Origin of the sequence: Janthinobacterium sp. GMG2 (assembly GCF_033949445.1) — a bacterium.
Classification (GTDB): domain Bacteria; phylum Pseudomonadota; class Gammaproteobacteria; order Burkholderiales; family Burkholderiaceae_D; genus Janthinobacterium; species Janthinobacterium aestuarii.
On sequence record NZ_JAXAWA010000003.1, the window covers coordinates 720410 to 745867 of the forward strand.

General features: G+C 64.2%; 24 protein-coding genes. 22 read left to right on the forward strand and 2 right to left on the reverse strand.

Annotated features, from left to right (window positions below):
- Positions 1–26 precede the first annotated feature (26 nt).
- From SKZ59_RS15305 to SKZ59_RS15355, 11 genes are all read left to right on the forward strand, one after another.
- Positions 27–1511 carry a PLP-dependent aminotransferase family protein gene (locus tag SKZ59_RS15305; RefSeq protein ID WP_319992216.1) on the forward strand — a complete coding sequence of 495 codons (1485 nt, stop codon included), beginning with the start codon at positions 27–29 and terminating at the stop codon, positions 1509–1511.
- A gap of 38 nt (positions 1512–1549) precedes the next feature.
- Complete coding sequence (locus tag SKZ59_RS15310) at positions 1550–2113, forward strand: DNA-3-methyladenine glycosylase I (protein WP_072457054.1); 564 nt, start codon at positions 1550–1552, stop codon at positions 2111–2113.
- Positions 2113–3744, forward strand: coding sequence for an FAD-dependent 5-carboxymethylaminomethyl-2-thiouridine(34) oxidoreductase MnmC (mnmC, locus tag SKZ59_RS15315; protein WP_319992217.1), 1632 nt, complete (start codon positions 2113–2115; stop codon positions 3742–3744). Before SKZ59_RS15310 ends, mnmC begins: the two co-directional genes overlap by 1 nt.
- A gap of 180 nt (positions 3745–3924) precedes the next feature.
- Positions 3925–4422, forward strand: coding sequence for a rhodanese-like domain-containing protein (locus SKZ59_RS15320; protein WP_083292998.1), 498 nt, complete (start codon positions 3925–3927; stop codon positions 4420–4422).
- Positions 4423–4441: 19 nt separating this feature from the next.
- Positions 4442–5428, forward strand: coding sequence for a serine O-acetyltransferase EpsC (gene epsC / locus SKZ59_RS15325; RefSeq protein WP_319992218.1), 987 nt, complete (start codon positions 4442–4444; stop codon positions 5426–5428).
- Between the two features lie 7 nt (positions 5429–5435).
- Positions 5436–5660 (forward strand): helix-turn-helix transcriptional regulator, encoded by a 225-nt coding sequence (locus SKZ59_RS15330; RefSeq protein WP_319992219.1) that lies wholly within the window; start codon positions 5436–5438, stop codon positions 5658–5660.
- A 117-nt stretch (positions 5661–5777) separates the two neighbouring features.
- Entirely contained in the window at positions 5778–6707 is a 930-nt protein-coding gene (locus SKZ59_RS15335) for a family 2A encapsulin nanocompartment shell protein (protein WP_319992220.1), read from the forward strand.
- On the forward strand, positions 6682–8457 hold the full coding sequence (locus tag SKZ59_RS15340; protein WP_319992221.1) for a family 2A encapsulin nanocompartment cargo protein cysteine desulfurase: 1776 nt from the start codon (positions 6682–6684) through the stop codon (positions 8455–8457). Before SKZ59_RS15335 ends, SKZ59_RS15340 begins: the two co-directional genes overlap by 26 nt.
- 156 nt (positions 8458–8613) lie before the next feature.
- A complete protein-coding gene (locus SKZ59_RS15345) occupies positions 8614–9333 on the forward strand; it encodes a sensor histidine kinase (protein WP_070305412.1) in 720 nt (239 codons plus the stop codon).
- Between the two features lie 11 nt (positions 9334–9344).
- A complete protein-coding gene (locus SKZ59_RS15350) occupies positions 9345–11075 on the forward strand; it encodes a response regulator (RefSeq protein WP_319992222.1) in 1731 nt (576 codons plus the stop codon).
- Positions 11059–11355 (forward strand): hypothetical protein, encoded by a 297-nt coding sequence (locus SKZ59_RS15355; protein WP_230516689.1) that lies wholly within the window; start codon positions 11059–11061, stop codon positions 11353–11355. The genes SKZ59_RS15350 and SKZ59_RS15355 overlap by 17 nt, the downstream gene beginning before the upstream one ends.
- Before the next feature lie 21 nt (positions 11356–11376).
- On the opposite strand, the gene SKZ59_RS15360 is transcribed toward SKZ59_RS15355, so the two are convergent.
- Complete coding sequence (locus SKZ59_RS15360) at positions 11377–12093, reverse strand: PhaM family polyhydroxyalkanoate granule multifunctional regulatory protein (RefSeq protein WP_034753455.1); 717 nt, start codon at positions 12091–12093, stop codon at positions 11377–11379.
- Between the two features lie 149 nt (positions 12094–12242).
- On the opposite strand from SKZ59_RS15360, the gene SKZ59_RS15365 reads away from it, so the two are divergent.
- The 8 genes from SKZ59_RS15365 to SKZ59_RS15400 all read left to right on the forward strand — a co-directional run bounded on the left by SKZ59_RS15365 (position 12243) and on the right by SKZ59_RS15400 (position 21741).
- Positions 12243–13355 carry a DUF3108 domain-containing protein gene (locus tag SKZ59_RS15365; protein ID WP_152546480.1) on the forward strand — a complete coding sequence of 371 codons (1113 nt, stop codon included), beginning with the start codon at positions 12243–12245 and terminating at the stop codon, positions 13353–13355.
- Positions 13356–14117 carry a DUF3108 domain-containing protein gene (locus SKZ59_RS15370; RefSeq protein ID WP_319992223.1) on the forward strand — a complete coding sequence of 254 codons (762 nt, stop codon included), beginning with the start codon at positions 13356–13358 and terminating at the stop codon, positions 14115–14117.
- A 205-nt stretch (positions 14118–14322) separates the two neighbouring features.
- Positions 14323–15693, forward strand: coding sequence for a hypothetical protein (locus tag SKZ59_RS15375; protein WP_319992224.1), 1371 nt, complete (start codon positions 14323–14325; stop codon positions 15691–15693).
- Positions 15686–16420 (forward strand): hypothetical protein, encoded by a 735-nt coding sequence (locus SKZ59_RS15380; protein WP_034753458.1) that lies wholly within the window; start codon positions 15686–15688, stop codon positions 16418–16420. The genes SKZ59_RS15375 and SKZ59_RS15380 overlap by 8 nt, the downstream gene beginning before the upstream one ends.
- 8 nt (positions 16421–16428) lie before the next feature.
- A complete protein-coding gene (locus tag SKZ59_RS15385) occupies positions 16429–19260 on the forward strand; it encodes an ATP-binding protein (protein ID WP_034753459.1) in 2832 nt (943 codons plus the stop codon).
- Complete coding sequence (locus tag SKZ59_RS15390; RefSeq protein ID WP_319992225.1) at positions 19260–20264, forward strand: DUF4424 family protein; 1005 nt, start codon at positions 19260–19262, stop codon at positions 20262–20264. Before SKZ59_RS15385 ends, SKZ59_RS15390 begins: the two co-directional genes overlap by 1 nt.
- A gap of 2 nt (positions 20265–20266) precedes the next feature.
- Complete coding sequence (locus SKZ59_RS15395) at positions 20267–20845, forward strand: nucleotidyltransferase family protein (protein ID WP_319992226.1); 579 nt, start codon at positions 20267–20269, stop codon at positions 20843–20845.
- A gap of 86 nt (positions 20846–20931) precedes the next feature.
- Entirely contained in the window at positions 20932–21741 is an 810-nt protein-coding gene (locus SKZ59_RS15400; RefSeq protein WP_319992227.1) for a hypothetical protein, read from the forward strand.
- 10 nt (positions 21742–21751) lie between these two features.
- Here the strand turns inward: SKZ59_RS15400 and SKZ59_RS15405 are convergent, their stop codons facing one another.
- Positions 21752–22270, reverse strand: coding sequence for a hypothetical protein (locus SKZ59_RS15405; RefSeq protein ID WP_034753462.1), 519 nt, complete (start codon positions 22268–22270; stop codon positions 21752–21754).
- Positions 22271–22459: 189 nt separating this feature from the next.
- Here SKZ59_RS15405 and SKZ59_RS15410 point away from each other — a divergent pair, with 189 nt between their 5' ends.
- Genes SKZ59_RS15410 through SKZ59_RS15420 form a run of 3 tightly spaced genes read left to right on the forward strand, consistent with a single transcriptional unit; the run spans position 22460 to position 25428 of the window.
- Entirely contained in the window at positions 22460–24955 is a 2496-nt protein-coding gene (locus SKZ59_RS15410; protein WP_319992228.1) for an alpha/beta hydrolase family protein, read from the forward strand.
- 56 nt (positions 24956–25011) lie between these two features.
- Positions 25012–25164, forward strand: coding sequence for a hypothetical protein (locus SKZ59_RS15415; RefSeq protein ID WP_175444616.1), 153 nt, complete (start codon positions 25012–25014; stop codon positions 25162–25164).
- A 24-nt stretch (positions 25165–25188) separates the two neighbouring features.
- On the forward strand, positions 25189–25428 hold the full coding sequence (locus SKZ59_RS15420) for a hypothetical protein (protein ID WP_034753464.1): 240 nt from the start codon (positions 25189–25191) through the stop codon (positions 25426–25428).
- Positions 25429–25458 lie beyond the last annotated feature (30 nt).

Sequence of the window (25458 nt, forward strand, 5' to 3'; positions counted from 1 at the left end):
GAAGCTACCAATTCGAGAGTGCCGCCATGCCAGCTTCCCATTTGCACCAGATCATCGCCACCTTGCCGCTGCGGCGCGGCGCCAGCGAACCCTTGTTTCGCCAGCTGTATGCGGCCATCAAGGCCGCCATCCTCGATGGCCGCATGAATCCCGGCATGCAGCTGCCGCCCACGCGCGATTTTTGCCGCCTGCTGGCCGTGTCGCGCCAGACGGTGCTCAATGCGTATGCGCTTCTGACGGCCGAAGGCTATCTCGATGGCGCCGTGGGGCGCGGCACCTTCGTCAGCGTCGAGGTACCCATGGCCGCGCCGGCCGCCAAGATGGAAGCGCCTGGCCTGCTGCGCCCCCTGTCAGCGCGCGGCCAGGGCGTGGTGACGGCCATGCGCCAGGTGGCGTTCCACCGTGGCCCGCTGCGGGCCTTCCGTGTCGGCATGCCGCGCATCGACCATTTCCCGTTCGACGTGTGGAATCGCCTGGAAGCGCGGCGCTGGCGCAGGCCCGACCACCATTTCGGCTACAGCGATCCGGCCGGCTACCTGCCGCTGCGCGAACTGCTGTGCGTGTATTTGAAGGCGTCGCGCGGTGTCCAGTGCACGCCGCAGCAGATCGTCATTACGTCCGGTTCGCAGCAGGCGCTGTTCCTGCTGTCGACCATTTTGCTGGCGCCCGGCGACCCGGTCTGGATGGAGTCGCCCGGCTACCGGGGCGCCAGCGGCCCGCTGCGCGCGGCCGGTGCGCGCGTGTTTCCCGTCCCCGTCGATGCGCAGGGGCTGGACGTGGCGTATGGCGTGGCGCACTGTCCGCAGGCGAAGCTGGCGTACGTGACGCCGTCGCACCAGATGCCGCTGGGCGTGAGCATGAGTTTACCCCGCCGCCTGGCCTTGCTGGCCTGGGCCGCACAGCACAAGGCGTGGCTGGTGGAAGACGATTACGACAGCGAATACCGCTACGCGGGCGCGCCATTGGCTTCGCTGCAAAGCCTGGACCGGGCCAGCTGCGTGGTGTATGTCGGCACCCTGTCGAAAGTGCTGTTCCCTGGCCTGCGCCTGGGTTACATGGTGGCGCCGCCCGCGCTGGCCGACGCGCTGGTGCAAGCCAAGGCCGTGATGGATCGGCACACGGCCATCGTGCCGCAGATGGCGCTGGCCGACTTCATCGCCGAGGGCCACTTTGGCCGGCATATCCGCCGCACGCGCGACAGCAATGCCGAACGGCGCGACCTGCTGGTGCGCGGCATCGCGCGCGAATTGGGCGACCAGCTCGCGTGCGGCCCGGCCGACAGCGGCCTGGAATTGTGCGCGTATTTTCGCGCCGGCCACGATGAAGAAACGGTCTCGCGCGCGGGCCTGGCACGGGGCATCGAATTGCGTCCGTTGAACCACTATGCCGATCCGGCGGCGGGGCCCGAGTGCGCCACGCCGCCCGGGCTGCTGCTGGGCTTTGCGGCCATTCCCCCGGCCGAGATGGAGCACGGCTTGCAGGAATTGGGCCGCATCCTGCGCGGCCGATAAACTATACTGGCACTTGCCTGCACATTAAGAACACGACCATGACCACCATCCGCTGCTCCTGGGCCAACCCGGCCAATCCCCGCTATCTCGATTACCACGATACGGAGTGGGGCGTGCCCTGCCACGACGAGCGCCGGCTGTTCGAGATGCTGAACCTGGAAGGCGCGCAGGCTGGCCTGAGCTGGGAAACCATCCTCAACAAGCGCGACACCTACCGCGCCGCGTTTGACGACTGGGACGCGGAAAAGATCGCCGCGTATGGCCCGGACAAGGTGGCGCAGCTGCTGGCGGACCCCGGCATCGTGCGCAACCGCCTGAAGGTGGCGGCCGCCATCACGAATGCGCAAGCCTATTTGCGCCTGCGCGCGCAAGGCCAGACCCTGGACGGCTTCCTGTGGGCGTATGTCGATGGCCAGCCCATCGTCAACAGCTGGCAGCCGGGTGAATTCCCCGCCAAGACGGCATTGTCCGACCAACTGTCGAAAGACTTGCTCAAGCTGGGCTTCAAGTTCGTCGGCTCGACCATCATCTACGCCTACATGCAGGGCATCGGCATGATCAATGACCATGCGCCCGCCTGCTTTTGCCGCGCGGGGCGCTGATGCACCGCGTGCTCGTCCTGCTCGATACGGATTTTGACGGCGCCCGCTTGCGTGCCGCCTGTGCGGCGCATGGCGGTCGCCGCCTGCATTACATCGCGCTGGCGCCGCGTCCCGTCGATGCGCGCCACTTGCCCGAAGAGTGGCGTGCGCAATGGCCGCCCTGCGTGCCGGGCCTGCATCGCATGGTCTCGCACGATGGCCTCGTCACGCTCGATGTGCTGATCGGCGAAGCCGATGCCTGCCTGGCGCAACTGTCGGCGCGCGTCGATGAAGTACACCTGGCCTGGGTGCCGCCAGCCACGCCGGTGCTGGCGCGCCTGATGGCCGATGGCGCCCGTCTGCAAGCCGTGCATCTGGACGAGGCGCAGCGCGCGGCCCTGCAAAAGAATGGCTTTGTTTTTGACGAGAGCCGTTTGCGCGCCGTGTTTTATGCGCGGCGCGCAGAGTACGCGGCCGTCACCACGCCCGAGCGGCGCGCCATCGTCATCGGCGCGGGCGTGGCCGGCGCGGCCGCCTGCGAACGGCTGGCCGCGCGCGGCTGGAAGGTGACCCTGGTCGAGCGCCACATGCAACCGGCCAGTGAGGCCTCGGGCAACCTGGCCGGCATCTTCATGCCGCTGATGTCGAAGGACGACAATATCGCCACGCGCCTCGTGCGCGCCGCCTACCTGTATTCGCTGAACCGCTGGAAAGACCTGGGCGGCATCGGCGCCGCCATCGAGGGTGCGCAAAGCGGCGTGCTGCACCTGGCGCGCGACGGCGCGCATGCGCAGGTGCAGCGGCAGATCGCCGCCAGTGGCCTGTATCCGCGTGAATTCGCCCGCTGGCTGGAAGCGCCCGAGGCGACCGCCATGCTGGGCGCGCCGGCGCCCGATGGCGCCTGGTGGTTCGAGCAGGGCGGCTGGGCGCGCCCGTCTTCCGTCTGCGCGGCCATGCTGGACGCCTGCGGCGCCTTGCTCACGCGGCGCTTTTCCAGCAGCGCCTTGCGTCTGGAACGTGGCGACCAGGAATGGCTGGTGCGCGATGCGGACGGCGCCCTGATCGCGGCCGCGCCCAACGTCATCCTGGCGGCGGGCACGGGGGCCATCGATTTTGAACAGGCGGCCGGCCTGCCGCTGGACGCCGTGCGCGGTCAGGTCACGCACCTGGCCGAAGGCAGCTTGCCGTCGTTGCCGTTCGTCGTCTGCCGCGAGGCCTACATGACGCCGGCGCACGAGGGCGTCGTCTGCGTGGGCGCCAGCTACGATGCGGATACGGACGCCAAGTTGCGCCCATCGAGCCAGGAAGACAATATCGCAAAGATCGCCGGCATCCTGGGTGTGGCTCCGTTCGCCGCGCCGCTGGCCGGGCGCACGGGCTTTCGCTGCATGGCGCCGGACCGCTTGCCGCTGGCGGGTGCCTTGCCCGATCCCGGCACGCCAGGCCGCTGCGAGCGGCTGCGCGACGTGCCGCGCTGGCCCGGCCTGTTTGGCTTGCTCGGTTACGCCTCGCGCGGCCTGATCTGGGCGCCGCTGGCGGCCGAGCTGCTGGCGTGCCAGCTGGAAGGCGAGCCGCTGCCGCTGGAACGTCAGTTGGCAGAGGCGCTTGACCCGGCGCGTTTTCTACTTCGCGAACGCCGCCGCGCTTCCTGAGGACACCCAAAGGCAAATTCCGGGGTCGGACCCGGCGGGTCTGACCCCGGCTTTACGCTGCAATATCTCCATATACGTTTTTCAGCTTTCCAAACTCTTTTTAATTTGTTTTCCGAACAACATAAGTTCGCTACAGTGGACTCGTGCTGGTTTTTGACGACGGAATAAAGAGGTGGAAAGATGGCTGCTGCAGAACTGATTTTCGATCCCCGCGCCGCGCATGGCGAGGCGGCTTTTGACGAAGTGCTCAATCTCGCGCGTACCCAGGCGCAGGCGCAGGGCTTGCCGTATGCGGGCATCGTCAGCGCGCAGGATGCGTGGCAACTGGTGCAGGCCGGCAAAGCCGTGCTGGTCGACGTGCGCACGCATGAAGAACGCACTTTCGTCGGCTACGTGCCCGCCTCGCTGCACGTGGCGTGGGCCACCGGCACGGCCATGAACCGCAATCCCCGCTTTACGCGCGAACTGGAAGCAAAGGTGGGCGGCAAGGAGGCCGTCGTCGTACTGCTGTGCCGCAGCGGCAAGCGCTCGGCCGCGGCCGCCGAAGCGGCGGCCAAGGCCGGTTTCACGCACGTCTTCAATATCGCGCAAGGCTTCGAGGGCGACCTTGACGAGCAGCAGCAGCGCGGCCACAGCGGTGGCTGGCGCTGGCATGCGCTGCCCTGGCTGCAAGACTGAACCTCTTCCCGGGACCACCATGAACCAGCGAGCCATTCCCCCCGCCTCCCTTGCCGCGCAGCCGCAATGGGAACTGCGCCAGATCGTCGATGAATTGCGCGCCGTGCGCGAGCAGTGGCGCGAAGGATTGGCCAGCAACCAGGAGTGCGGCGCGCGCGAATTCCCGTCGCGCCAGCACTTGCACGACATCATCAAAGCCCTGTGCGCGGCCCTGTTCCCCATGCGCCTGGGCCCCCTCGACCTGCAGCAGGAGAGCGAAGATTTCTTTGTCGGCCACACGCTCGACACGAACCTCACGGGCTTGCACGAACAGGTGCGGCGCGAACTCAGTTACCACGCGCGCCAGCACGGCTTGCAGCAGACGGTCTCCATCGAACAGCAGGCGCTGGCCATCGTGCAGCGCTTCGCCCGCGCGCTGCCGCGCATCCGCGCCCAGCTCGACACGGACGTGGCGGCCGCCTTCCATGGCGACCCGGCCGCGCACAGCGTCGATGAAGTGCTGCTGTGCTACCCGGGCATCCTGGCCATCATCCATTACCGCCTGGCGCACACCCTGTATGCACTGGGCGCGCCGCTGGTGGCGCGCATCATCGCCGAAGTGGCCCATTCGCAGACGGGCATCGACATCCACCCGGGCGCCATCATCGGCAGCAGTTTTTTCATCGACCATGGCACGGGCGTGGTGATCGGCGAGACGGCCATCATCGGCGAACGGGTACGCATCTATCAAGCCGTCACCCTGGGCGCCAAGCGCTTTCCGGCCGGCGCCGACGGCGTGCTGAAAAAGGGACTGGCGCGCCACCCCATCGTGCAGGACGACGTGGTCATTTATGCGGGCGCGACGATCCTGGGACGGGTGACCATCGGCCAGGGCTCCGTCATTGGCGGCAATGTCTGGCTGACCCGCAGCGTGGCGCCCGGCAGCCATGTCACGCAAGCGCACAACCAGCAGGAGGCACCGGAATTGCCGGCACCATCCCACCCCGCTTTTGCCCACCACCCATGAGGACAGCATGTTGATCAAACAGTTTGGACTGGCCGTGCGCCAGTTGCGTGAAGGGCATGGTTGGTCGCAGGAGCGGCTGGCCGAAGCGGCCGACTTGAACCGCTCGTTCATCGGCGAAATCGAACGGGGCGCCGCCACGCCGTCGCTGCTGACGGTGGAAAAGCTGGCCGTCGCGCTGGGCGTCGGCCTGGCCGGATTGATGGCGCGCTGCGAGCCGGAATTGGTGGAGTAAAGCGGTTGGATTAAGTGCCGTGATGATGGCGATAGCATGTTGAGAAAAAGAGAGGGGCGTCCGATACTTTATTCGTTTTTCAGATAAGCATATTCACTTTTTTCATCAGGAGTAGTCATGGCAGAAGCAACAGAGAACCAGTTCGCGCTGGGCGATAACGCCGCGCGCCAGTTGGCCAATGCAAGCAAGAGCGTCCCCCAGTTATCCACGATCACGCCGCGCTGGCTCGTGCACCTGCTGCAATGGCTGCCCGTGGAAGCGGGTATCTACCGCCTGAACCGCGTGAAAAATCCGAAGGACGTGCGCGTCGCCTGCTCGCAGCGCGACGAGTCGGAACTGCCGCAAACCTTCGTCGACTACGACGACCAGCCGCGCGAATATTTCCTCAATGCCGTCAGCACGGTGCTCGACGTGCACACGCGCGTGTCGGACCTGTACAGCAGCCCGCACGACCAGATCAAGGAGCAGCTGCGCCTGACCATCGAGACGATCAAGGAACGCCAAGAAAGCGAATTGATCAACAATCCCGACTACGGCCTGCTGGCCAGCGTGCATGACGACCAGCGCATCTTTACCCTGACGGGCGCGCCCACGCCGGACGATCTCGACGAACTGCTGACGAAAGTGTGGAAAGAGCCGGGCTTTTTCCTCGCCCATCCGCTGGCCATTGCCGCCTTTGGCCGCGAATGCACGCACCGCGGCGTGCCGCCGCCGACGGTCAGCCTGTTCGGTTCCCAGTTCCTCACGTGGCGCGGCGTGCCGCTGGTGCCATCGGACAAACTGCCGATCGAAGACGGCAAGACGAAGATCATTTTGCTGCGCGCGGGCGAACAGCGGCAGGGCGTGATCGGCCTGTTCCAGCCTGGTCTGGCGGGCGAGCAAAGCCCGGGCTTGTCCGTGCGCTTCATGGGCATCAACCGCCATGCGATTTCGTCCTACCTGATTTCGCTGTATTGCTCGCTGGCCGTGCTGACCGACGATGCGCTGGCCGTACTGGAAGACGTGGAGATCGGTAAATACCATGACTACCCAGACACCTACAAGTGATGGCGCGGCGGGCTTGCCTGCCGTCCCGTTTTTACCCGATGAAGCGACCTTGAACCGCCTGGCCGGTGAATTCTTTGCCCGTTTTCCGGGGTTGGCCCCCGCGTCGGACAAGTCGCCCAGCCTCGGCGGTTCCGGCAGCGTGCTCGATGCGGCGCCCCGCTATGCGAACCGTCCGCCGCCGCAGCCCGGCCCTTCCTTCGCCGCCATCGCTCCTGGCGTGGCGACGGCGCAAGTGCCGCCCGTGACGCCACCTTTGGAAGCACCGGTTGCGCCGGCGCCGGCTTCCGTGCCGACGCCGCGTGCATCAAGCCTCGGCGCGCCGTCGCCGTATTATTTTGTCGGTGGCGCGCATGGCTATCCGGCGTCGGACGGCAAGCTCGATGGCCTGGCGCAGCAGGGTCTGGGACAGGCCGCGCCGCAGCAGGCACCCGTGCGCCAGCTGCCCGTATCGCCGGCGAACAGCCAGCCCGTGTTCTATTTCCAGACCGAGCTGCCCTCGGCGACGAAGCCGGGCCAGCACCAGACGCCGGCGCCGTTCGACGTGCATGCCGTGCGGCGCGATTTTCCCGTGCTGGCGGAGCGCGTCAACGGCAAGCCGCTGGCCTGGTTCGACAATGCGGCCACCACGCACAAGCCGCAATCGGTGATCGACCGCGTGTCGTATTTCTATGCGCACGAGAATTCGAACATCCACCGCGCGGCGCACGCATTGGCCGCGCGCGCCAGCGATGCGTATGAAGCGGCACGCGCCAAGGTGGCCAATTTCCTCGGTGCGGCTTCACCCAATGAAATCATTTTCGTGCGGGGCGCCACCGAGGGCATCAACCTGGTCGCCAATACCTTTGGCCGCAAATACATCGGCAGCGGCGACGAGATCATCGTCTCGCAGCTCGAGCACCACGCCAACATCGTGCCGTGGCAGCAGCTGGCGGCGGAAAAGGGCGCGACCCTGCGCGTGATTCCCGTCGACGACAGCGGGCAGATCATCCTCGATGAATTCCGCAAGCTGCTCAACGGGCGCACCAGGCTCGTGTCCGTGACGCAGGTGTCGAATGCATTGGGCACCGTGACGCCCGTGGCGCAGATCATCGCGCTGGCGCATTCGGCCGGCGTGCGCGTGCTGGTCGATGGCGCGCAAGCCGTGTCGCATTTGCGCGTGGACGTGCAGGCGCTGGGTGCGGATTTCTATGTGTTCTCGGGCCACAAGGTATTTGGCCCGACGGGCATCGGCGCCGTGTATGGCAAGGCGGACTTGCTCGAGCAATTGCCGCCATGGCAGGGCGGCGGCAACATGATCGCCGACGTCACGTTCGAGCGCACCGTCTACCAGGGCGTGCCGAACCGTTTCGAGGCGGGCACGGGCAATATCGCCGATGCCGTGGGCCTGGGCGCGGCCATCGAATACGTGCAGCGCATCGGCCTGGAAAACATCGCCGCCTACGAGCACGCGCTGCTGGAGTACGCGACGCATCACTTGCAGGCCATTTCCGGCGTACGCCTGATCGGCACGGCGCTGGACAAGGCGAGCGTGGCTTCGTTCGTGCTGGCCGGCTACGAGCCGGCGGAAGTGGGGCGCGCGCTGAACGACGAGGGCATCGCCGTGCGCTCGGGCCACCACTGCGCCCAGCCGATTTTGCGCCGCTTCGGCGTGGAAGCGACCGTGCGGCCATCGTTCGCCTTCTACAACACGTATGAGGAAATCGACCGCATGATCGTCGTGGTCAAGCGCCTGGCGGGCGCGCGCCGCTGATCTTGCCTGCTTGTCAAGCTGATGCCGCCCCTGCGCAAGCGGGGGCGGCATTGTTGCGTCATATCACGGACTTTGCGCGCGGCTGGCTGGCGCCCGCAGGCTGGCGGTATAATTTATCCTTGGCAATATTGAAGCTGCGGCCCAAGGAGATATCCGGTGGAAGATCAACACAGCTCGCCCGAGCTATTCCTGTTCCTGGCGTCGACCGTGCACGACATGAAAAACTCGATCAGCGTGGTCAGCGGCACGTTGGAGTCGCTGCTGGCGGCCGAGCAGGCGAAAACAGCCCCCCAGGCCGACCCCGCCTACCTGCAGATGGCGCAGATGCTGTACCAGACCAAGCGCCTCAACGATAATCTGATCCAGCTGCTGGCCCTGTACAAGGAAGTGGGCAAGCCCGGCTACCCGTTTGATGTGCAGCCGCAGCTGGTGAGCCAGGTGGTCGACCAGGTGGTGGACCAGGAAAAGATCCTGCTGGCGTCGAAAGGCATCGCCCTGGAGACGGCCTGCCCGCCAGAGCTGATCTGGACCCTCGATGAAGACCTGGTCATCGGCGTGCTCGCGCATGCGATCAACAACGCCATCCGTTACACGAAAGACACGATCCGCCTGTCCGTGCGGGAGCACGGCGGCATGCTCGAGCTGCGCGTGGAAGACAATGGCGACGGCTATACGCAGGCCTTGCTCGACGCGGGCAGCGCGGCCATGGATGGCATGGCGGCCGGCGTGAATTTTTCCACCAACAGCACGGGACTGGGCCTGTATTTTTCCAGCGAAGTGGCAAAAATGCACAAGCACCGGGGCAGCAGCGGCAGCATCGCGCTGGAAAATGGCGGTGCCCTGGGCGGCGGCTGTTTCATCCTGCGCCTGCCCTGAACGAGGATTCCATGACGACAGACAGCCACGCCACCGCCGCCGAAGCGGGCAGCACCGACTGGGCCGACAAGCATTATCTGCTGGTCGACGATTTCATCGGCATCCGCATCCTGTTGCGCGAATCGCTGCGCAACCTGGGCGCGCGCCATATCGACCAGGCGGCCAGCGGCGGCGAAGCCATGAAGCTGCTGGCCAAGACGCGCTACGACGTGGTGCTGTGCGATTACAACCTGGGCGAAGGCAAGAACGGCCAGCAAGTGCTGGAAGAGACGCGCGTGCGCAACCTGACGGCGCCGTCGAGCGTGTGGCTGATGGTGTCGGCCGAGAAAAGCGTGGAATCCGTGATGGGCGCGGCCGAGCACCAGCCCGACGCGTATCTGATCAAGCCGATCACGGAAGGCGTGCTGCTGACGCGGCTGAACCGCGTGTGGCACAAGAAGCAGGTGTTCCGCGAAATCGACCAGGCCTGCATGGAAAAGGATTATCTGCGCGCGGCCAAGCTGTGCGACGCGCAGATCGAGCTTAACAAGCTGCACGAGCTGGAACTGCTGCGCATGAAGGCGTCGTTGCTGCTGAAAAGCGGCGAGCCGGAAAAGGCCCGTGCCGTGTACGAGAAAGTGCTGGCCGACCGCGATTACAGCTGGGCCAAGGCTGGCCTGGGCAAGATCCGCATGAACAACGGCGAGCACGAGGCGGCGCGGCAAATCTTCCAAGGCGTGATCGTGGAAAACAAGTACTACATCGATGCCTACGACCAGATGGCCGTCGCCTACCAGCTGATGGGCCAGCACGAGGAAGCGTGCGGCGTGCTGGAAAAGGCGGCGCGCCTGTCGCCCAATTCCGTGCCGCGCCAGCGCAACCTGGGACTGGCGGCCTTGAAGGTCGGCAATGTCAGCATGGCGGAAAAGGCCTTTCGCAAATGCATCTCCATCGGCGAGTTTTCCGTCATGAAGACGCCGGACGCTTACCTGGGCCTGGCGCGCGTGTGCGGCCTCAAAAAGGATGCCAAGGAAGCGCTGCAGTGGCTGCTGCTGGCGCAGCGCGAATTCTCGCCCGAGCAGATCGGGCTGCGCGCGAAGATCACGGAAGGCATGGTGCACCACGAAACGGGCGATTACCGGCGCGCGCGCAAGTGCGGCGACGAGCTCGAAGCCATGCTGGCCGAAGACCCGGCGCGGCCCGAGAAAAGCATTTGCATGGAACTGGCGACCCTGCTGTTCGCCGTCGGCGTCAAGGATGCGCCGGCCGGCCTGCTGTGCTACGTGGTCAAGAACAACCACGACAACCAGGTGGTGCAGGACGAGGTGCAGAAAATTTTCGACAAGGCGAAGATGGGCGACGAGGGCACGAGCCTGATCATCGCCTCGCGCAAGGAAGCGTCGGACTTGATGAACAAGGGCGTGCTGCTGTGGAAGACGGACAAGCTCAACGAAGCGGTGGCCTGGATGCGCACGGCGCGCGAAAAGCTGCCGAATAACCTGCGCATCCTGTTCAATTCCGCGCAAATCATCGTCTCGTTCCTGGAGCAGCGCGGCTACCAGGCGGAATTGGCGGCCGAAGCCATGGAAGTGTTGTTGTATGTGGACAAAATTGCACCAGGGCAGCAGCGCTTCGCGCAATTGATGGAGCAACTGGTGCAGTTGACGCCGCCGCCCGGGCCGGAAGAGGCCGTCGTGGTAGCGGAAAAAGCGCCGCCGGTGCCGGAAAAAGGGGGAAAAGTCGTGCGTGAGCGTGCCGGATGATAAACTAGGGGCCAGCGTGGGTTCGCCCGTGCTTGAGTTGCTCTACAACAATAAGGAAGAAACTATGCGTGATGTGGTCAATGAAGTATACAAAAAAATGAAAGTCGGCGCCGTTGCCTGGGTACGCCCGGTCGCCGCCAAGGGAGACACGCTGGAAACATTCCAGTCTTCGTACGAGCACGCCAAGGCGCTGGCCGACGAAGGCCTGATCACGATCGGTGACGTAAAACGCCAAGCCGACAATCAGATCGAGGCGATCCGCATTCATCGTATCGCCTGATCATATCGCCAGCTTGAAACATCAGGCCTTGCCTGGTGCTTTCGACTTGGGTGCCGCGCGCTTTGCCGGCGCCTTGCGCAGCGGGGCCTTGGCCTTGGCTGCCGTGCCTGCTTCAGCGGGCTTGGCGGATTTGCCGGCCGCTGGCTTGGCCGTCGCTCCAGCCGCTCCACCGCCAAAACTGGCAGCATCGGGCGACATGGCTGTCGACACGGCCTGCTTGAACTGATCTTGTAACAAATTCCACCAGGCACTTGGATTGGCCAGCTGGGCTGCCGCCTGACTGCCGGCATCGCTGGGCGCCGCCGCAGCCGGTTCCGGTGCGGGGGCAGGCGCCGGTTTCGGTTCAGGCGCTGGCGCCGCAGCTGCGGGTGCGGCTTGCTGGAAAAATGCGGAAGCGTAGGGTACCGATTCAAACACGGATTTCTCGCTGGCGCCGGGCTGGGTGATGGCTGCCGCCAGGGAAGCGCCCATCGATTTCAGGGTGGCGATGGTGCCGCGCTGCACTTCCAATGCCTGGATACTGCCGCGCAGCATGCTGGTATTGAGGTTCAGCCAGGCTTCGACGGCTTTCAAGTCGTTGATTTTCTTGTCCAGCTCTTCCACCGACATGGTGGGCGCCGTGATGCCAGGCACGCCCATGCCGGGCACGCTCATGCTGCCCCACAGGTTCTTGACGAAGTCGAGGGTGTCGGTCACAACTGCTGCGCCCGGCATTTGGGGCATTTGCGGGTTTGCCATGCGAAATCTCCTGGTAGGTGGATGTGCCTAGCGTAGCAGATATCAGCTTGCAACTGACGCAAAGCCGCCAACATTTTCTTACATAAAACAGCAGGAGTTGAGTACGGGCAAGAAGCGGGAAGTAGGGGGAAGGCGTTACACTACGGCCTATGATGCCTGACTCCTTCTTTTCGCCACCGCGCCGCCGCACCGTCATTTTTGTCGCGGTCATCGGCGCACTGCATTACGTGGCGCTGGAATGGCTCACCTCGCGTGCCAGCATGGTGCCGCTGGGGCAGGATCATGCGCAGGTGGTCAGCATGGCCTTGATCGCCGAGCCGCCCGCACCCGTGCCGGTGCCGCCTCCGCCGCCCAAGCTGCGGCCCTTGCCCGAGCCCCGCTTGCCGCCACCGCCGCCGCCGACGGAGCTGCCGTCGAGCGACACGGCCCAGTTCACGGCGCCCGCCAGCGACGCGCCGCAAGGGCCGGTCACGCCAGCGGCACCGGCGGCCAGCGCGCCAGCCATCACGGCGCCACCGCCCGCCGTGGCGGAAGCACCGGCACCGGCCAGTCCGCCGCCGCCGCCCGTCGAGCAGGCGCGGCGCTACAAGACGAATGCGCCTGCATCGGCCCAGTTCGACCTGCACGTGGACCGGCGCGATGCGGACGGCACCAAGTGGCAGGGCGTGGCAGCCATGGCGTGGGACAACCGGGGCGACACGTACCAGCTGAAACTGGAAGTGGGTTTGAGCATGCTGATCACGCGCATCAACCTGCTGGTGCTGACCAGCGAAGGCCTGATCGATGGCAGCGGCATCGTGCCCGTCACGGCCACGGAGAAACGCAAGGGCCGCGCGCAAACGGCCACGCATTTCAACCGCGACGCCAAGGCCATCACGTTTTCGGCCACGACGGCCACGGCGCCATGGCAGGAGGGGGCGCAGGACAAGGCCACCGTGCCATTCCAGCTGGCCGCCATCGGCCGCGCCGACGTCAATCAGCTGGCTGGCAATATCGACATCCTCGTCGGCGAGGAAAAGGAAGCGACCGTGTTCCGTTTCCAGCTGGTGGGCGAGGAAGAACTGGAGACCAAGATGGGCCGCCTGGTGACCTGGCATTTGCGCCGGCCGCCGAAGCCCGGCACGTATTCGTCGCAGCTCGATATCTGGCTGGCGCCATCGATGCAATGGTATCCGGTACAAATACGCAATACCGAAGCGAACGGGGCGCTGACCACGCAAACCGTGACCCAAATTCGCGTCAATGACGCTACAGGAAAATAAATGATGACTCTGCATTCTTTGAAACACTTGCTGGCCGCCGGCGCGCTGGCCGCCACCTTCGCTCCCGCCATGGCCGACGCGCCCGTGGACCATCCCGTCATCAAGCGCCCGTACAAGCTGGCGCCGTCGGCTGACCTCGTCTATTCGATCAAGGCGAAGCAGCGCGGCATCGCGCTGTCCGGCGAATCGGTCAGCAACTGGCGCGCCGGCGATGGCAAGTACTCGCTGCTGGCCGAAACCAAGGCTGCCCTGTTCGGCAAGATCCTCGAGCAGCGCAGCGAAGGCACGGTCGACGATTACGGCCTGGCGCCAGCGCAGTTCGTGGAAAAGCGTTTCCGCAAGGAAGCGGCCACGACCACCTTCAAGCGCGACAGCAAGACCATCGTCTTCAGCGAAGGCGACGACAGCTATCCGCTGAAAGGCGGCGAGCAGGACCGCAACAGCACCGTCTGGCAATTGGTCAGCATAGCGCGCGCCACGCCCGAGAAATTCACGCCCGGTTCGGAATGGAGCTTCTTCGTTGCCGGCCGACGCGACGCCGAGCCGTGGACCTTCAAGGTCGTCAAGCAGGAGACTGTCGCCACCGGCCAGGGTCTGGTGGAGGCCGTGCACCTGATCAAGGCGCCGCCGCCGGACAAGAAGGGCCAGCAAGTGGACCTGTGGCTGGCGCCGTCGCTGGAATGGTATCCCGTGAAGGTGACGTTCGCCGATGAAGATGGTGATTACGTGGAACAAACCTTGCAAAAGATTGTACAGAAGTAGTTTTCCACGCTTGCTTGCATTCGATTTTCTTGCCCCAAAGCAAATGCTGGGGTCAGACCCGCCGGGTCTGACCCCGGATTTCCGCCGCTGGCCATCAGTCAAATTGCATGTCAGAACTGATATACTGACGCCCCCGCCCCGCAGCGCTGCGTTAGCCCGCTGCGCCGCCCGCTGAACACTCATCCGGAAAAGAATGATTGATATAATGGCAAGTGCAGCCGTGGCTACGGATGCAAATCAAACAGAGCAAGAGCATCACGATTCCTTGCAGGCGCATTTTCAGCCCAATATTTCGGCCGATGAAATAGAGCAAGTTTTTCACTTGAAGCGGGCGCAGCCTCTGCTGCAAGTGTTTACGGCCCTGTTCCACGGCGGTTTCGACGGCGTGCTGGTGCGTCTGCTCGTGTTGCGCGAACTCGCGTCCGATGCGGCCACGTCCGCCTATACGCGCGCCGATATCAACACGAAACTCGCCTACCTGTTGCCGGAAAGCCTGGAAACGGTCTTGCTGCGCCTGCGCTCGAACCAGTTGCTGGCCTGGGATGCGCAGCAGGGCGTGTATCGCGTGACGCCCATGGCGCGCAACGTGCTGTCGGCCATCGACAGCTTGCTGGGCTTGGGCCAGACGGAAGACGAAGCGGAAATGGGTTTTCTGCTGTCGCAGGTAGCGGGCGCGCAAGCCGTCGGCGGCGTATCCGTTGAACAACTCCAGCATTTGCTGGGGCGTCTGGTGGACTTGACGGAGGAGTTCTCCGACGCCATCGCGTCCGGTTCCGAATTCCGGCTGCGCACGGCGCAAGCGAAGTGGAACATGGCCTGCGACTGGGTCGAGAAGGGCTCCGAAATCCTCGTGGCCATCACGTCCGATGAAAACGCGGACAGCGCCACGCACAAGGCGGCGCAGGCGATCGGCCGCGCGCAAAGCAAATTGCTCAACATGCAAGGCATGTTTTCGCGCGCCCTGAACCAGATCGAGCGCCAGCGCGTGCACCTGGGCCAGTCTGGCTTGTCGACCACGGACATCAAACGCTGGCTCTTGCTGCACGAAGACCTGGCCAGCCTGGCTGAAGGCGCCATCGACCAGCCCGTCGTGCCGCTGTTCTCCACGCCGGCCGAGATGATCGACGTGGCCGAAACGGAACTGCTGTCCGAACGGGCGGCAGGCATTACCAACACGGGCCTGCCCAGCGGAGAGGATGCGCCCACCACCATCAGCGACGGACCCGCCATGCAGCTTGAACTCGATGACCTGTTGGACCGCCTGTCGAACTTCGCCAGCCTGGGCAATTTCCCCAGCATCGGCGAAGAGGGGCCGAAGTCGGTGCCCGTGCAGGACTCGCTACTGCCGGCCAGCTTTGCCGTGGCGTCATACCGCGCTTCGATGCTGCCGCTGCTGGGCGACGTCTCCGAAGCGAGCTTGCAAGGCTCGACGGCCGAACTGGCCCGCTTGCCGATTACCTTTACACCGACCGACGAGATGGTCCAACTGACCGACCCCCACGTGGCGGCCATGTCGATCGCCTCGCTTTCACTGAATGTTTCACTTGATTTAGATGGCGCCACCTTTGATGAATGACGATTCCCAAATCCTGATTGCGCGCCTGCTCACGCATCAAACCCTGCGCCGCGACGACAAGCTCGTCAAGCGCGTGCTGTCCGACGAGCTGTTCCGCGCCGAGATCGATGCGCGATTGCTGGCCTGCGGCTTGAAACTGCTCGACAACGTGTATGCCGACCACGTGACTTTGGCCCTGACGCGCACCATCGAGCCGAAGATTTTCGGCGCGCGCGACGTGTGGCAAAACAATAATTTCGGCCTGGCGCGCGATGGCGTGGCCTTGCTGGTGGTGCTGTGGGCGCAGATCATCCTGCCCAAGCGCGAACGCCAGGAAACGCACCAGCATGCGGACGATGACCAGAACGATATGTTCGGCACGGAAAAACCGCTGCCGCGCGCGGAAGACGCGTCGATCGGCATTTCCTACAAGGCGCTGCTGTCGGACTTCGGCGACAAGCTGGGCAAGAAGACGCGCATGGACATGAATCTGGGCACCCTGGCCAAGCTGGGCTTCATCGAGCGGCGCGGCGATTTCATCCTGGAAGGTCCGCTGCTGGACCTGATGATGGACACGGACGTCTTGAAAGAGCGCATCATCAACGGCGCCCTGGCCGACGTGTTCAAGCGGGCGCCGGCGCGCCTGGTGGCCGTCGACCTCGATGCTGACTTGTCCGCTGATTTGTCCGCCGATATCGGCGACCTGCCTGACGCTGGCGACGAGCCCGCGTCCGACCTTCCTCACTGAAAGCGCCCATGTTTCATATCAAATCACTTGAACTGGTGCACTGGGATTACTGGCAGCGCATCAAGAATATTCCGCTCGACGCGAAGATCATCACCATCGCGGGCCAGAACGGTTCGGGCAAGACCACCTTGCTCGACGCCTTGCGCACCCTGTTCGGCCTCGACTGTTCGATGGGGCGCACGTATAAACACTATGCGCGCCACTCGGGCCAGCAGACGGCCTGGCTGCGCGCCGTGGTCGACAACAAGAACGTGGGCAAGCAGTTGTCGAACCGGCCATTCCGCAGTTCCGGCTTCTTCAGCGACGATGAAGTAACCCTGTTTTGCCAGATCCAGAAAAATGGCGGCGACTGGAAGCGCCAGTATCTGATGCGTCCGGGCAATGTGCAGATCGAAGACATCACGGATGCCAACGACTGGCTCGGCGTGGAAAACTACCGCAAGCGCCTGGCCAATGCGGGCCTGTCGCCAGCCATGTCGAAAGTGCTGGCGCTGGAGCAGGGCGAGACGGACAAATTGTGCGAATATGCGCCGCGCCAGCTGCTCGATCTGGTGTTCCAGGTGTTCGGCGACAAGGAAGTGCTGGACGCCTACGACGAAGCCAAGCGCCACCAGCGCGACACGGAAGTGGAGCTGAAACGCTTCGAGACGGAACTGGAAGCGTCGAAGACCAACCTGGAAGGCTTGCGCCTGCGCGTGGCCAATTACCACCAGTGGGAAGGCTTGCATAAAGAGCGCCGCAACCTGCTGGAAGAAGTGCTGCCCAGCCTGCAATACCACGAGGCGCGCGAAAAGGCGGCCATCGCCAGCCGGCAATTGCGCGATGCGCGCAAGCCGATGGCGCAGGCAGACCAGCAGCTGACCGACAAGCGCAATGCGCTGGCCGCGCAAGCGAAGGCCCTGTCTGACGCGCAGATGAACGAGACCCTGCTGGAGCAGGAATCGATCGGCCTGCAGAGCCGTCTTTCCCTGATCAATGCCAAGCTGAAACCGCTGGACAGCCTGCTGGAACAGAAGGATCGCCTGCACAAGCTGGCGGCGGACTCGGGCAGCGACATCGCCGAAGTGGCGGCCCAGCTGGAACAGAAGGAAGCGGAACTGCTGCGTCAGCGCCAGCAGCGCGACGCCCTGTCGGCGCGTATCGCGGGCGAGCAGGCAACGATTGCAGCATTGCAAGGCAAGACGGCCATGCCGGAGCCGGACAATGTGCGCGGCATGCGCCGCGCGCTGCGTGACGCGGGGATCAGCCACGCCATGCTGTCGGACATCGTCGAAGTGACGGACAGCCGCTGGCAGGGCGCCGTCGAAGGCGTGCTGGGCGGTTACGCCTCGGTCGTTCTGCTCGACAAGGCCAAGGATGCGGCCGCCGCTTACCGTCTGGCCGAGAAGGAACGCTACCGCCACTTCATCGTGCCCGACTTGGTCACGGCTCCGGTAGCGAAAGACGAAAGCTTGCTGGCCGTGGTGAAATTTTCCGCGCCCGTGCCAAGCTGGCTGATCGAGCAGCTGTCGCGCATTTCGCGCGTCGACTCCGTTGAAGCAGGCTTTAAATTGGGCAACCACGAAGAGTGGATCACGCCCGAGGCCTACCACCGCGAACGCCGCGGCGGACGCTCGCTGTTCGTGGAAGCGTCGCGCTACCGCTTCGGCCAGGCTGGCCGCAGCGGCCGCCTGGAAGCGCTGCTGCGCTCCTTGCCGGGCCTGGAAGGCCAGGAAGACACGCTCACCCTGGCGATCTCGAAACTGGCGGCCGAAGTGGGCGCCCTGAAGGCGCGCATCGCCGGCGTCGACGCGGCCAAGGAACTCAGTGCACGCCAGGAAGAATTCGCCGAAGCGCTGCGCAATTCCAAGCCGCTCAAGGAAGAGCGCCTGGAAGTGGGCGGCCGCCTGGGCGAGCTGCAGAACCTGACGAAGAACGCCACCGTGGCGCGCACGCGTGCCGATACGGTGTGGCAAAACGCGCGCCTGGCTTTGTCGGAAGCGGAAGCCGGTTCGCGCCTAGGCTACAAGAAGCAGATTGAACAGCGCGCCGAGCATGCGCGCGCCTTGCTGGCCCTGCGCCATGCGTGGCGCCACCTGCCGAAAAGCTGGCGCCGTCCCGCCCGCCGCGCGGCGCTGGTGGCCGAGCACCAGAATGCGCACCAGGTCGATCTGCGCGTGGCCAGCCTGCAAAACAGCCTGGCGCGCGACGACTGGGAACTGGACGCGACCGTCATCGACCAGCACCACCGCCTGTCGGACCAGCTGCATGGCCGCCAGTCGGAAACGGACGAGCGCCGCTACCAGAACAACCGCGCCATCGAAGCGACGGGCAATGCTCGCGGCGCCTACATGGAGCGCTTGCGCTACACCATCAAGACCTACAGCAAGAACATCAAGGAGCTGGGCGAGCTGGCTGGCATCGAAGTCCATGCCGACCCCGTGCGCCTGGAAAACGACGATGTGCAACTGTCGCAGGCTGGCTTGCACGTGCGCTTCAAGTTCGACGGCAAGGGCGTCATCGGCATGAACGATGGCGAAGCGTCGGGCGGCCAGCAGGTGATGAAGTCCCTGGTGCTGCTGATCGGCTTGCTGAAATCGGAAGACGGTTCCGGCGGCTTCGTCTTCATCGACGAACCGTTTGCCCATTTGGATATCCGCAACATTCAGCTGGTCGGCGAGTTCCTGAAGAATACGGAAGCGCAATACCTGATGACGACGCCGCTGACGCACAACACGGACGTCTATGATCCGTCCGAGCTTACTTTGATCACCAGCAAGAAGAAAAAGGATACCCAATGGGCGCAACCGATTTTCGTGCTGCAGCGCCGGGTCGAACCCGCGCCGGGCAAGGCGGCGTGATGCTTGTACGCACTTTGCTCGCATCTGCAGTACTGGCGCTGGCGTGCTCGGCGCCAGCCGTGGCCAACGACGGCATCGGTTCCGTCAGCGCGGGCGGCATCCTGTTCGGCAAGACGGATGCCGTGGCCATGAAAAAGGAAGTGCTCAGCGTGAGCACGGACTTGATCAAGGTCGAGTATGAATTCCTCAACGAGTCGGTCAAGGATGTGGAAGAGACGATCTTCTTTCCGCTGCCCGAATACTCGGCCGGCTACCATGGCTCGCCCACGTATTACGGCCAGCCGCAGCAGTTCACCGTCGACGTCGATGGCAAGCGCAAGGACTATCAAACGACCTTCGTCGCCAAGCTCGACGCCGAGGACGTGACGTCCCGCTTGCGCCAGCTGGGCCTGTCGGATGCGCAAATTGCCTATTTCCCCTCACACACCCCGTTCGACAAGAAGGTGGCGCCGCTGACGGCCGCGCAGAGCAAGATCATGATACGCGAAGGTTTGCTGGCCCAGCTGTACGACGAGGAATGGGTACCGGCCTGGACCGTCAAAGTCATCTATCTGTGGCAGCAGAAATTCCCCGCCGGCAAAGTCGTGCGCGTGCGCCATCAATATGTGCCATTCGTCGCGGCCGGTCCGGGCGCGTCCTACCTGGGCGATGGCGATACATTTGAAAAGAAATACTGCGGCGACAAGGCCTTCTACAAGACGTGGAACCGCCTGGCGGCCAAGCAGGGTGAAAGCGGTTTCGTCAATGCCGTGTGGGTGTCGTACATTTTGACGACCGGTAACACGTGGAAGAATGGCATCGAAGACTTTACCTTGAACCTGATCAAGGGCAAGCCGGACGAGCTGGTCAGCCTGTGCTTCCCCGGCACGTTCACCAAGATCAACCCCACCACCTTGCAAGTCAAGCTGCGCAACTTCCATCCGAAGCAGGATCTCGACGTGTATTTCGGCAATGTCGAAGGCGCGGGCGACCACGACGGCGTGGCGCCACGGATCCGGCCATAGCAATGAGCACGCAGGAAGCGCTGGCCGCGCGCTTGCGCGCCATCGCCCGCGCCACGCCGTGGTGCATGCAAGCCCTGCACGCCGTGGCGCAGCTGGGCTTGCCCCACTGCTGTATCGGCGCCGGCGCCGTGCGCAACCTTGTGTGGGACGCCTTGCACGGCTACGCGCAACCGTCGGCATTGAGCGACATCGACGTGGCGTATTTCGATGCGCACGATGTGCATCCGGATAGCGAAACGCAGTTGCGCCAGCGCCTGGAAACCGTGCTGCCCGGCGTGCCGTGGGAAGTGTGCAATCAGGCCCGGGTGCACCTGTGGTTTGAAGACGAGTTCGGCTACGCCGTGCCGCCGCTGCTGTCGCTCGACGACGCCATCGCTTCCTGGCCCGAGTTTGCCACGGCGGTCGGCATCCATCTGCAGTCTGACGGCGGGATCGGCGTCATCGCACCGCATGGCCTCGATGACCTGTTCGACATGGTGGTGCGGCGCAACCCGGCGCGCATCAGCGAAGACGGCTATGCGCAGCGCCTGGCCAGCAAAAACTATGCGGCGCGCTGGCCGCGTGTGACCATCATCGTTTGAAAAATGCTGGCGTAAAAGCAATTAAATACACTGTGGATACAGATTGCCTATAATTGCCAGTTATCCAATAGTGTTTTCCTGATCTCATGTCCCTGTCCATTTCCATGCCGCTGCGCCGCCTCGGCCGTTTGTTCTGCCTTTCCTCCGCCCTCGTGGCGCCCGCCGCCTTCGCCGACAGCTATACCGATTTCCAGCAAGCGAGCGGCCAGCTGGAAGCGCTGATGGCCAAGGCGACGCCGCAAAGCGGCTTGCCGCGCCTGGGCGACCCTGGCGTGGCGCAGCTGTTTGCCCATATCGCCGACGGCCCGCGCCTGTTCCAGGCGCCCGTGACCGCGCTGCAAGACATGAATCAGAGCGTGGCCCTGTGCGAACGGAGCACCAATCTGGGCAAGTCCTATTACCAATTTGGCCTCACGCGGCCGCTGCCGTTGTCGGGCGCCGAGTTGCAGCAGGCGCGCAGGGAACAAGTGACGCAGAACCTGGCCGATTACGGCGATGAAATGGCCGCCTTGTTCGCCTTTGGCATGCATTGCCATGCGCACTTGATTGGCTTGATGGAAAAGGAGTTCAGCAGCCAGCCCTTGCCCGAGGTGAGCAGTACAGAGCGCATGCGCGCCCGCGCCTTCAGCAAGGGATCGAGCACCATGTTTGTGAACGTGGTGCAGTTCGTGCAAGTGCCGTTCTGGAACGTGGCGCAAAAGAAGCGGATGCTGGAAGCGGCCGCGCAGCACGCCGCAGCGAATGCCAATTTGATGGCGCCGCCCTTGCGCGAGCGTTTGCTGACCAGCCTGGCCGATGCGGACAAGGATCTCGATCCGGCCCTGGCGCCGGCGCTGGCGGCGATACGCCAGGCGCTGTCGGTGACGACGTGTACCGGCCTGTGCCAGTACTACTGACTGATGTGACTTACTCCGATGCCTGCAGCGGCTTGTTGCGCTGGCGCCAGCGCACGAGGCCCCACGCATACACGGCGTAGTAGCCGATGACGAGGCCGTAGGCGGCCATGGTCAGCGGACTCTGGCCGAAGGGCGGCGGTGGCACGGGCACGTCCAGGCGCGTGTTCAGGTAGATTTCCATGCCGCGGTACAGCAGGCGGGCGATGAACAGCATCGTGATGGCCAGGCCCAGGTAGCGGTGCTGGGTAAAGAAAAAATCCTTGCCGACCTGTTCGAAGCGCGTCAGTTTCAGGCCCAGCACGCCCAGCCAGCCACCGGCCAGCGCGCCCGCGCCCAGGCTGGACAGGGGCAACAGCTCGAATTTCGTCGTCGTCGCCAGGAACAGCAGCAGCGCGGGAAAGACGACCGCCACGCTCCAGTGGCGCCACAGCTGCGACTTCTGGCGCGCCACCAGTTTCTTCAGACGCGAATAAATGCGCCAGACCAGCAGCGGGACCAGGAACAGCAGGGCGAGAGTAGTGGTTTCCATGTAGACATTCGGGTGCGGGTAAAACAGCGATTGTAAGCCAGATGGGGATGGGCGGCGATGCTTGTCAAACGGTAAAAGTTGCTGGTTGACATTTACATGGCATGAACGCACTATGCCCTGTCACACAGCGCCGCCATGAGCGGTGCGGTGCGCTTGCTTGTTGTCGCCACCTTCATACACTGGAGTTCCATGTCTACTCGTTTGCCTTTGCTGCCCATCACTGTCGGCCTGATGGCCTCGTCTTCCCTGGCCATGGCGCAAGATGGCGCGTATCAAGCCCCGCCAGCGCCCCTGCAAGCCATCGTCGATGCGCCGCGCGCGCCGACCCTGAGCCTGAGCCCGAAACGCAACCTGGCTGCCGTGCTGCCCACGCCATCCTTGCCCAGCATCAGCGAAGTGGCGCAGCCGGAACTGAAACTGGCGGGCTTGCGCATCAATCCGCGCACGTATTCGGCCAGCCGTTTCAGTTTTCACACGGGACTGGGCTTGCTCGACATCGATACGCAGAAGGAAATCAAGGTCAGCGGCTTGCCCGCCTCGCCCCGCATCGCCGACCTGGCCTGGTCGCCCGACCAGCGCTACCTGGCGTTTACGCACATCGCCTTTGCCGATCCCGCCAAGGGCGTGAAGGAATCGGGCGTGGAACTGTGGCTGCTCGACGTGCAGACGAAAGCGGCGCGCAAGCTGGGCAATCAAGCGCTGTCGACCGTGTATGGCCGCGGCTTTTCCTGGCTGCCGGACAGCAAGACCTTGCTGGTGCAGCTGAAACCGGCCAAGCTGGGCGCGGCGCCCGTGGCGAGCGGCATTCCGACGGGCCCGTCCATCCAGGACAGCGTGCCGGGCGGCGGCGTTAAGCAATTGCGCACCTATCCCGACCTGCTGAAAAACGAACAGGATGCACAGCTGTTCGAGCACTACATCACCGTGCAGCTGGCCTTGCTGGACGTGGCGGGCAAGCAGCGCCTCGTGGGCCAGCCCGGCCAGTTCTCGCGCGTGGCGGCCTCGCCCGATGGCAAGCACTTGCTGACGACCAGCATCGTGCGTCCGTATTCCTACATCGTGCCGGCCTCCGACTTTGCCCACAAGATCGACGTGCGCGACCTGAATGGCAAGGTGGTGCATGCGGTGGCGGCCCTGCCGCTGGAAGAAGGCCTGCCCCCAGGCAATGATGCCGTGTCCGCCGGCGTGCGTTCCGTCAGCTGGCGCGTTGATGCGCCAGCCACCCTGGTATGGGCCGAAGCGCAGGATGGCGGCGACCCTGCCAAGGCGGTTGATATCCGCGACATCGTCTACACGCAGGCGGCGCCGTTCACCGCCAAGCCGGCCGTGCTGGCCAAGCTGGGTTCGCGCTATGCGGGCGTGGCCTGGGGCCGCGGCGACCTGGCCCTGCTCAGCGAAGCGTGGTACAAGACGCGCGCCGTCAAGCAGTGGAAAATTTCGCCAGATCAACCTTCCGCGCCGGCCGACCTCGTGTATGCGGGATCGTTCGAAGACCGCTACAACGATCCGGGCCAGCCCGTCATGCGGGCCGACGCGGCCGGCTTGCCGCGCCTGCTGATCGCCTTTGACAACTCCATCCTGCTCGACGGCCAGGGTGCGTCGAAGGAAGGCGACCGTCCCTTCATCGACCGCCTGAACCTGGCGACGAAACAGAAGCAGCGCCTCTTCCAGAGCGCAGCGCCGTATTATGAAAACGTGGTGGCCGTGCTGGATGAGGACGGCAGCCGTTTGCTGTCGACGCGCGAATCGCCGACCGAGCAGCCGAATTACTATGTGCGCAACCTGAAGCAGCAGGGCGCGGCGCAATTGACGGCCCTCACGCATTTCCCCCATCCGCTGCCGCAATTGAAGGACGTGCAGAAAGAGCTGATCCGCTACAAGCGCGCCGACGGCGTGGACTTGACGGCGACCTTGATGCTGCCGCCGAACTACGACGCCAAGCGCGACGGTCCGCTGCCGACCCTGATGTGGGCATACCCGCAGGAATTCAAGACGGCCAGCGCCGCCAGCCAGACCAAGGGTTCGCCGTACAAATTCAATGCCGTCAGCTTCTGGGGCCCGGCCGCGTTCCTGTCCATGGGCTACGCCGTGCTCGACAATCCATCGTTCCCCATCGTCGGCAATGGCGATCAGGAACCGAACGACACGTATCTGCCGCAGCTGGTGGCCGACGCCGAGGCGGCCGTCGAGGAAGTGGTGCGCCGCGGTGTGTCAGACCGCAACCGCATCGCCATCGGCGGCCACTCATATGGCGCTTTCATGACGGGCAATTTGCTGGCGCACACGCGCCTGTTCCGCGCCGGCATCGCGCGCAGCGGCGCCTACAACCGCACTCTGACGCCGTTCGGCTTCCAGGCGGAAGAGCGCTCGTTCTGGCAGGCGCCGGCCGTCTACCAGGCCATGTCGCCGTTTAATTATGCGGACAAGATCAAGGATGCGCTGCTGATGATTCATGGCGAGCAGGACAACAACTCTGGCACCTTCCCCATCCAGAGCGAACGCATGTTCCAGGCCGTCAAGGGACTGGGTGGCACGGCGCGCCTGGTGATGTTGCCGAACGAGAGCCACGGCTACCGCGCGCGCGAATCGATCATGCAGATGCTGTACGAAAGCAACAACTGGCTGGAGAAATATGTGAAGAACGCGGCGCCGCCAGCCGCCGACGCCAAGCCGGCAAGCAAATAAGGGCAGCGGCGCGCATCTCGTGGTATGGTCTTCCTTTGCCCGCAGGGAGGCCAGCCATGTCAGTCATCCATACCCACCGCGCGCCCGACCCGGCGCCCGTCGATGAACCCATGCCGGCGCCGGAGCCGCAAGAAGCGCCCGGGCGCCAGCCGGGGCCCGTGCATCCGGTGCCGCAGGACGATCCCGTGCCGCACCCTCACCCCAGTTAATCTCTTCAAGAAAGGCTGTTTTAGATGGCAATTGTCAAGGAAGTCTACACACGCAAAGTCAGCGGAGAATCGTTCGACTATGAACTCGATTACACCCAGGGCGCGGATGTGGCCTGGATTGCGCGCGTGTACCACGACGGCGTGCTGAAAGGCTCGCCGCACGGCGCGCTGACGGCCAACGTGCTGTCCGGTCCCGCACTGGAACAGTACCTGCGCGCCTACGTCGAAGGCATGATCGAGCGGGGGCTCGACGTGGCTGAGTAAGCTGTTTGCGTTAGAGCAAAGAAAAGGGCG

Coding starts and splice junctions, on each gene's coding strand:
- epsC (WP_319992218.1), top strand. CDS start 4,442: ATGAACCAGCGAGCCATTCCCCCCGCCTCCCTTGCCGCGCAGCCGCAA.
- SKZ59_RS15405 (WP_034753462.1), bottom strand. CDS start 22,270: ATGGAAACCACTACTCTCGCCCTGCTGTTCCTGGTCCCGCTGCTGGTC.
- SKZ59_RS15410 (WP_319992228.1), top strand. CDS start 22,460: ATGTCTACTCGTTTGCCTTTGCTGCCCATCACTGTCGGCCTGATGGCC.
- SKZ59_RS15370 (WP_319992223.1), top strand. CDS start 13,356: ATGATGACTCTGCATTCTTTGAAACACTTGCTGGCCGCCGGCGCGCTG.
- SKZ59_RS15335 (WP_319992220.1), top strand. CDS start 5,778: ATGGCAGAAGCAACAGAGAACCAGTTCGCGCTGGGCGATAACGCCGCG.
- SKZ59_RS15330 (WP_319992219.1), top strand. CDS start 5,436: ATGTTGATCAAACAGTTTGGACTGGCCGTGCGCCAGTTGCGTGAAGGG.
- SKZ59_RS15395 (WP_319992226.1), top strand. CDS start 20,267: ATGAGCACGCAGGAAGCGCTGGCCGCGCGCTTGCGCGCCATCGCCCGC.
- SKZ59_RS15320 (WP_083292998.1), top strand. CDS start 3,925: ATGGCTGCTGCAGAACTGATTTTCGATCCCCGCGCCGCGCATGGCGAG.
- SKZ59_RS15375 (WP_319992224.1), top strand. CDS start 14,323: ATGGCAAGTGCAGCCGTGGCTACGGATGCAAATCAAACAGAGCAAGAG.
- SKZ59_RS15400 (WP_319992227.1), top strand. CDS start 20,932: ATGTCCCTGTCCATTTCCATGCCGCTGCGCCGCCTCGGCCGTTTGTTC.
- SKZ59_RS15390 (WP_319992225.1), top strand. CDS start 19,260: ATGCTTGTACGCACTTTGCTCGCATCTGCAGTACTGGCGCTGGCGTGC.
- SKZ59_RS15350 (WP_319992222.1), top strand. CDS start 9,345: ATGACGACAGACAGCCACGCCACCGCCGCCGAAGCGGGCAGCACCGAC.
- SKZ59_RS15365 (WP_152546480.1), top strand. CDS start 12,243: ATGATGCCTGACTCCTTCTTTTCGCCACCGCGCCGCCGCACCGTCATT.
- SKZ59_RS15420 (WP_034753464.1), top strand. CDS start 25,189: ATGGCAATTGTCAAGGAAGTCTACACACGCAAAGTCAGCGGAGAATCG.
- SKZ59_RS15415 (WP_175444616.1), top strand. CDS start 25,012: ATGTCAGTCATCCATACCCACCGCGCGCCCGACCCGGCGCCCGTCGAT.
- SKZ59_RS15360 (WP_034753455.1), bottom strand. CDS start 12,093: ATGGCAAACCCGCAAATGCCCCAAATGCCGGGCGCAGCAGTTGTGACC.
- mnmC (WP_319992217.1), top strand. CDS start 2,113: ATGCACCGCGTGCTCGTCCTGCTCGATACGGATTTTGACGGCGCCCGC.
- SKZ59_RS15380 (WP_034753458.1), top strand. CDS start 15,686: ATGAATGACGATTCCCAAATCCTGATTGCGCGCCTGCTCACGCATCAA.
- SKZ59_RS15310 (WP_072457054.1), top strand. CDS start 1,550: ATGACCACCATCCGCTGCTCCTGGGCCAACCCGGCCAATCCCCGCTAT.
- SKZ59_RS15385 (WP_034753459.1), top strand. CDS start 16,429: ATGTTTCATATCAAATCACTTGAACTGGTGCACTGGGATTACTGGCAG.
- SKZ59_RS15305 (WP_319992216.1), top strand. CDS start 27: ATGCCAGCTTCCCATTTGCACCAGATCATCGCCACCTTGCCGCTGCGG.
- SKZ59_RS15340 (WP_319992221.1), top strand. CDS start 6,682: ATGACTACCCAGACACCTACAAGTGATGGCGCGGCGGGCTTGCCTGCC.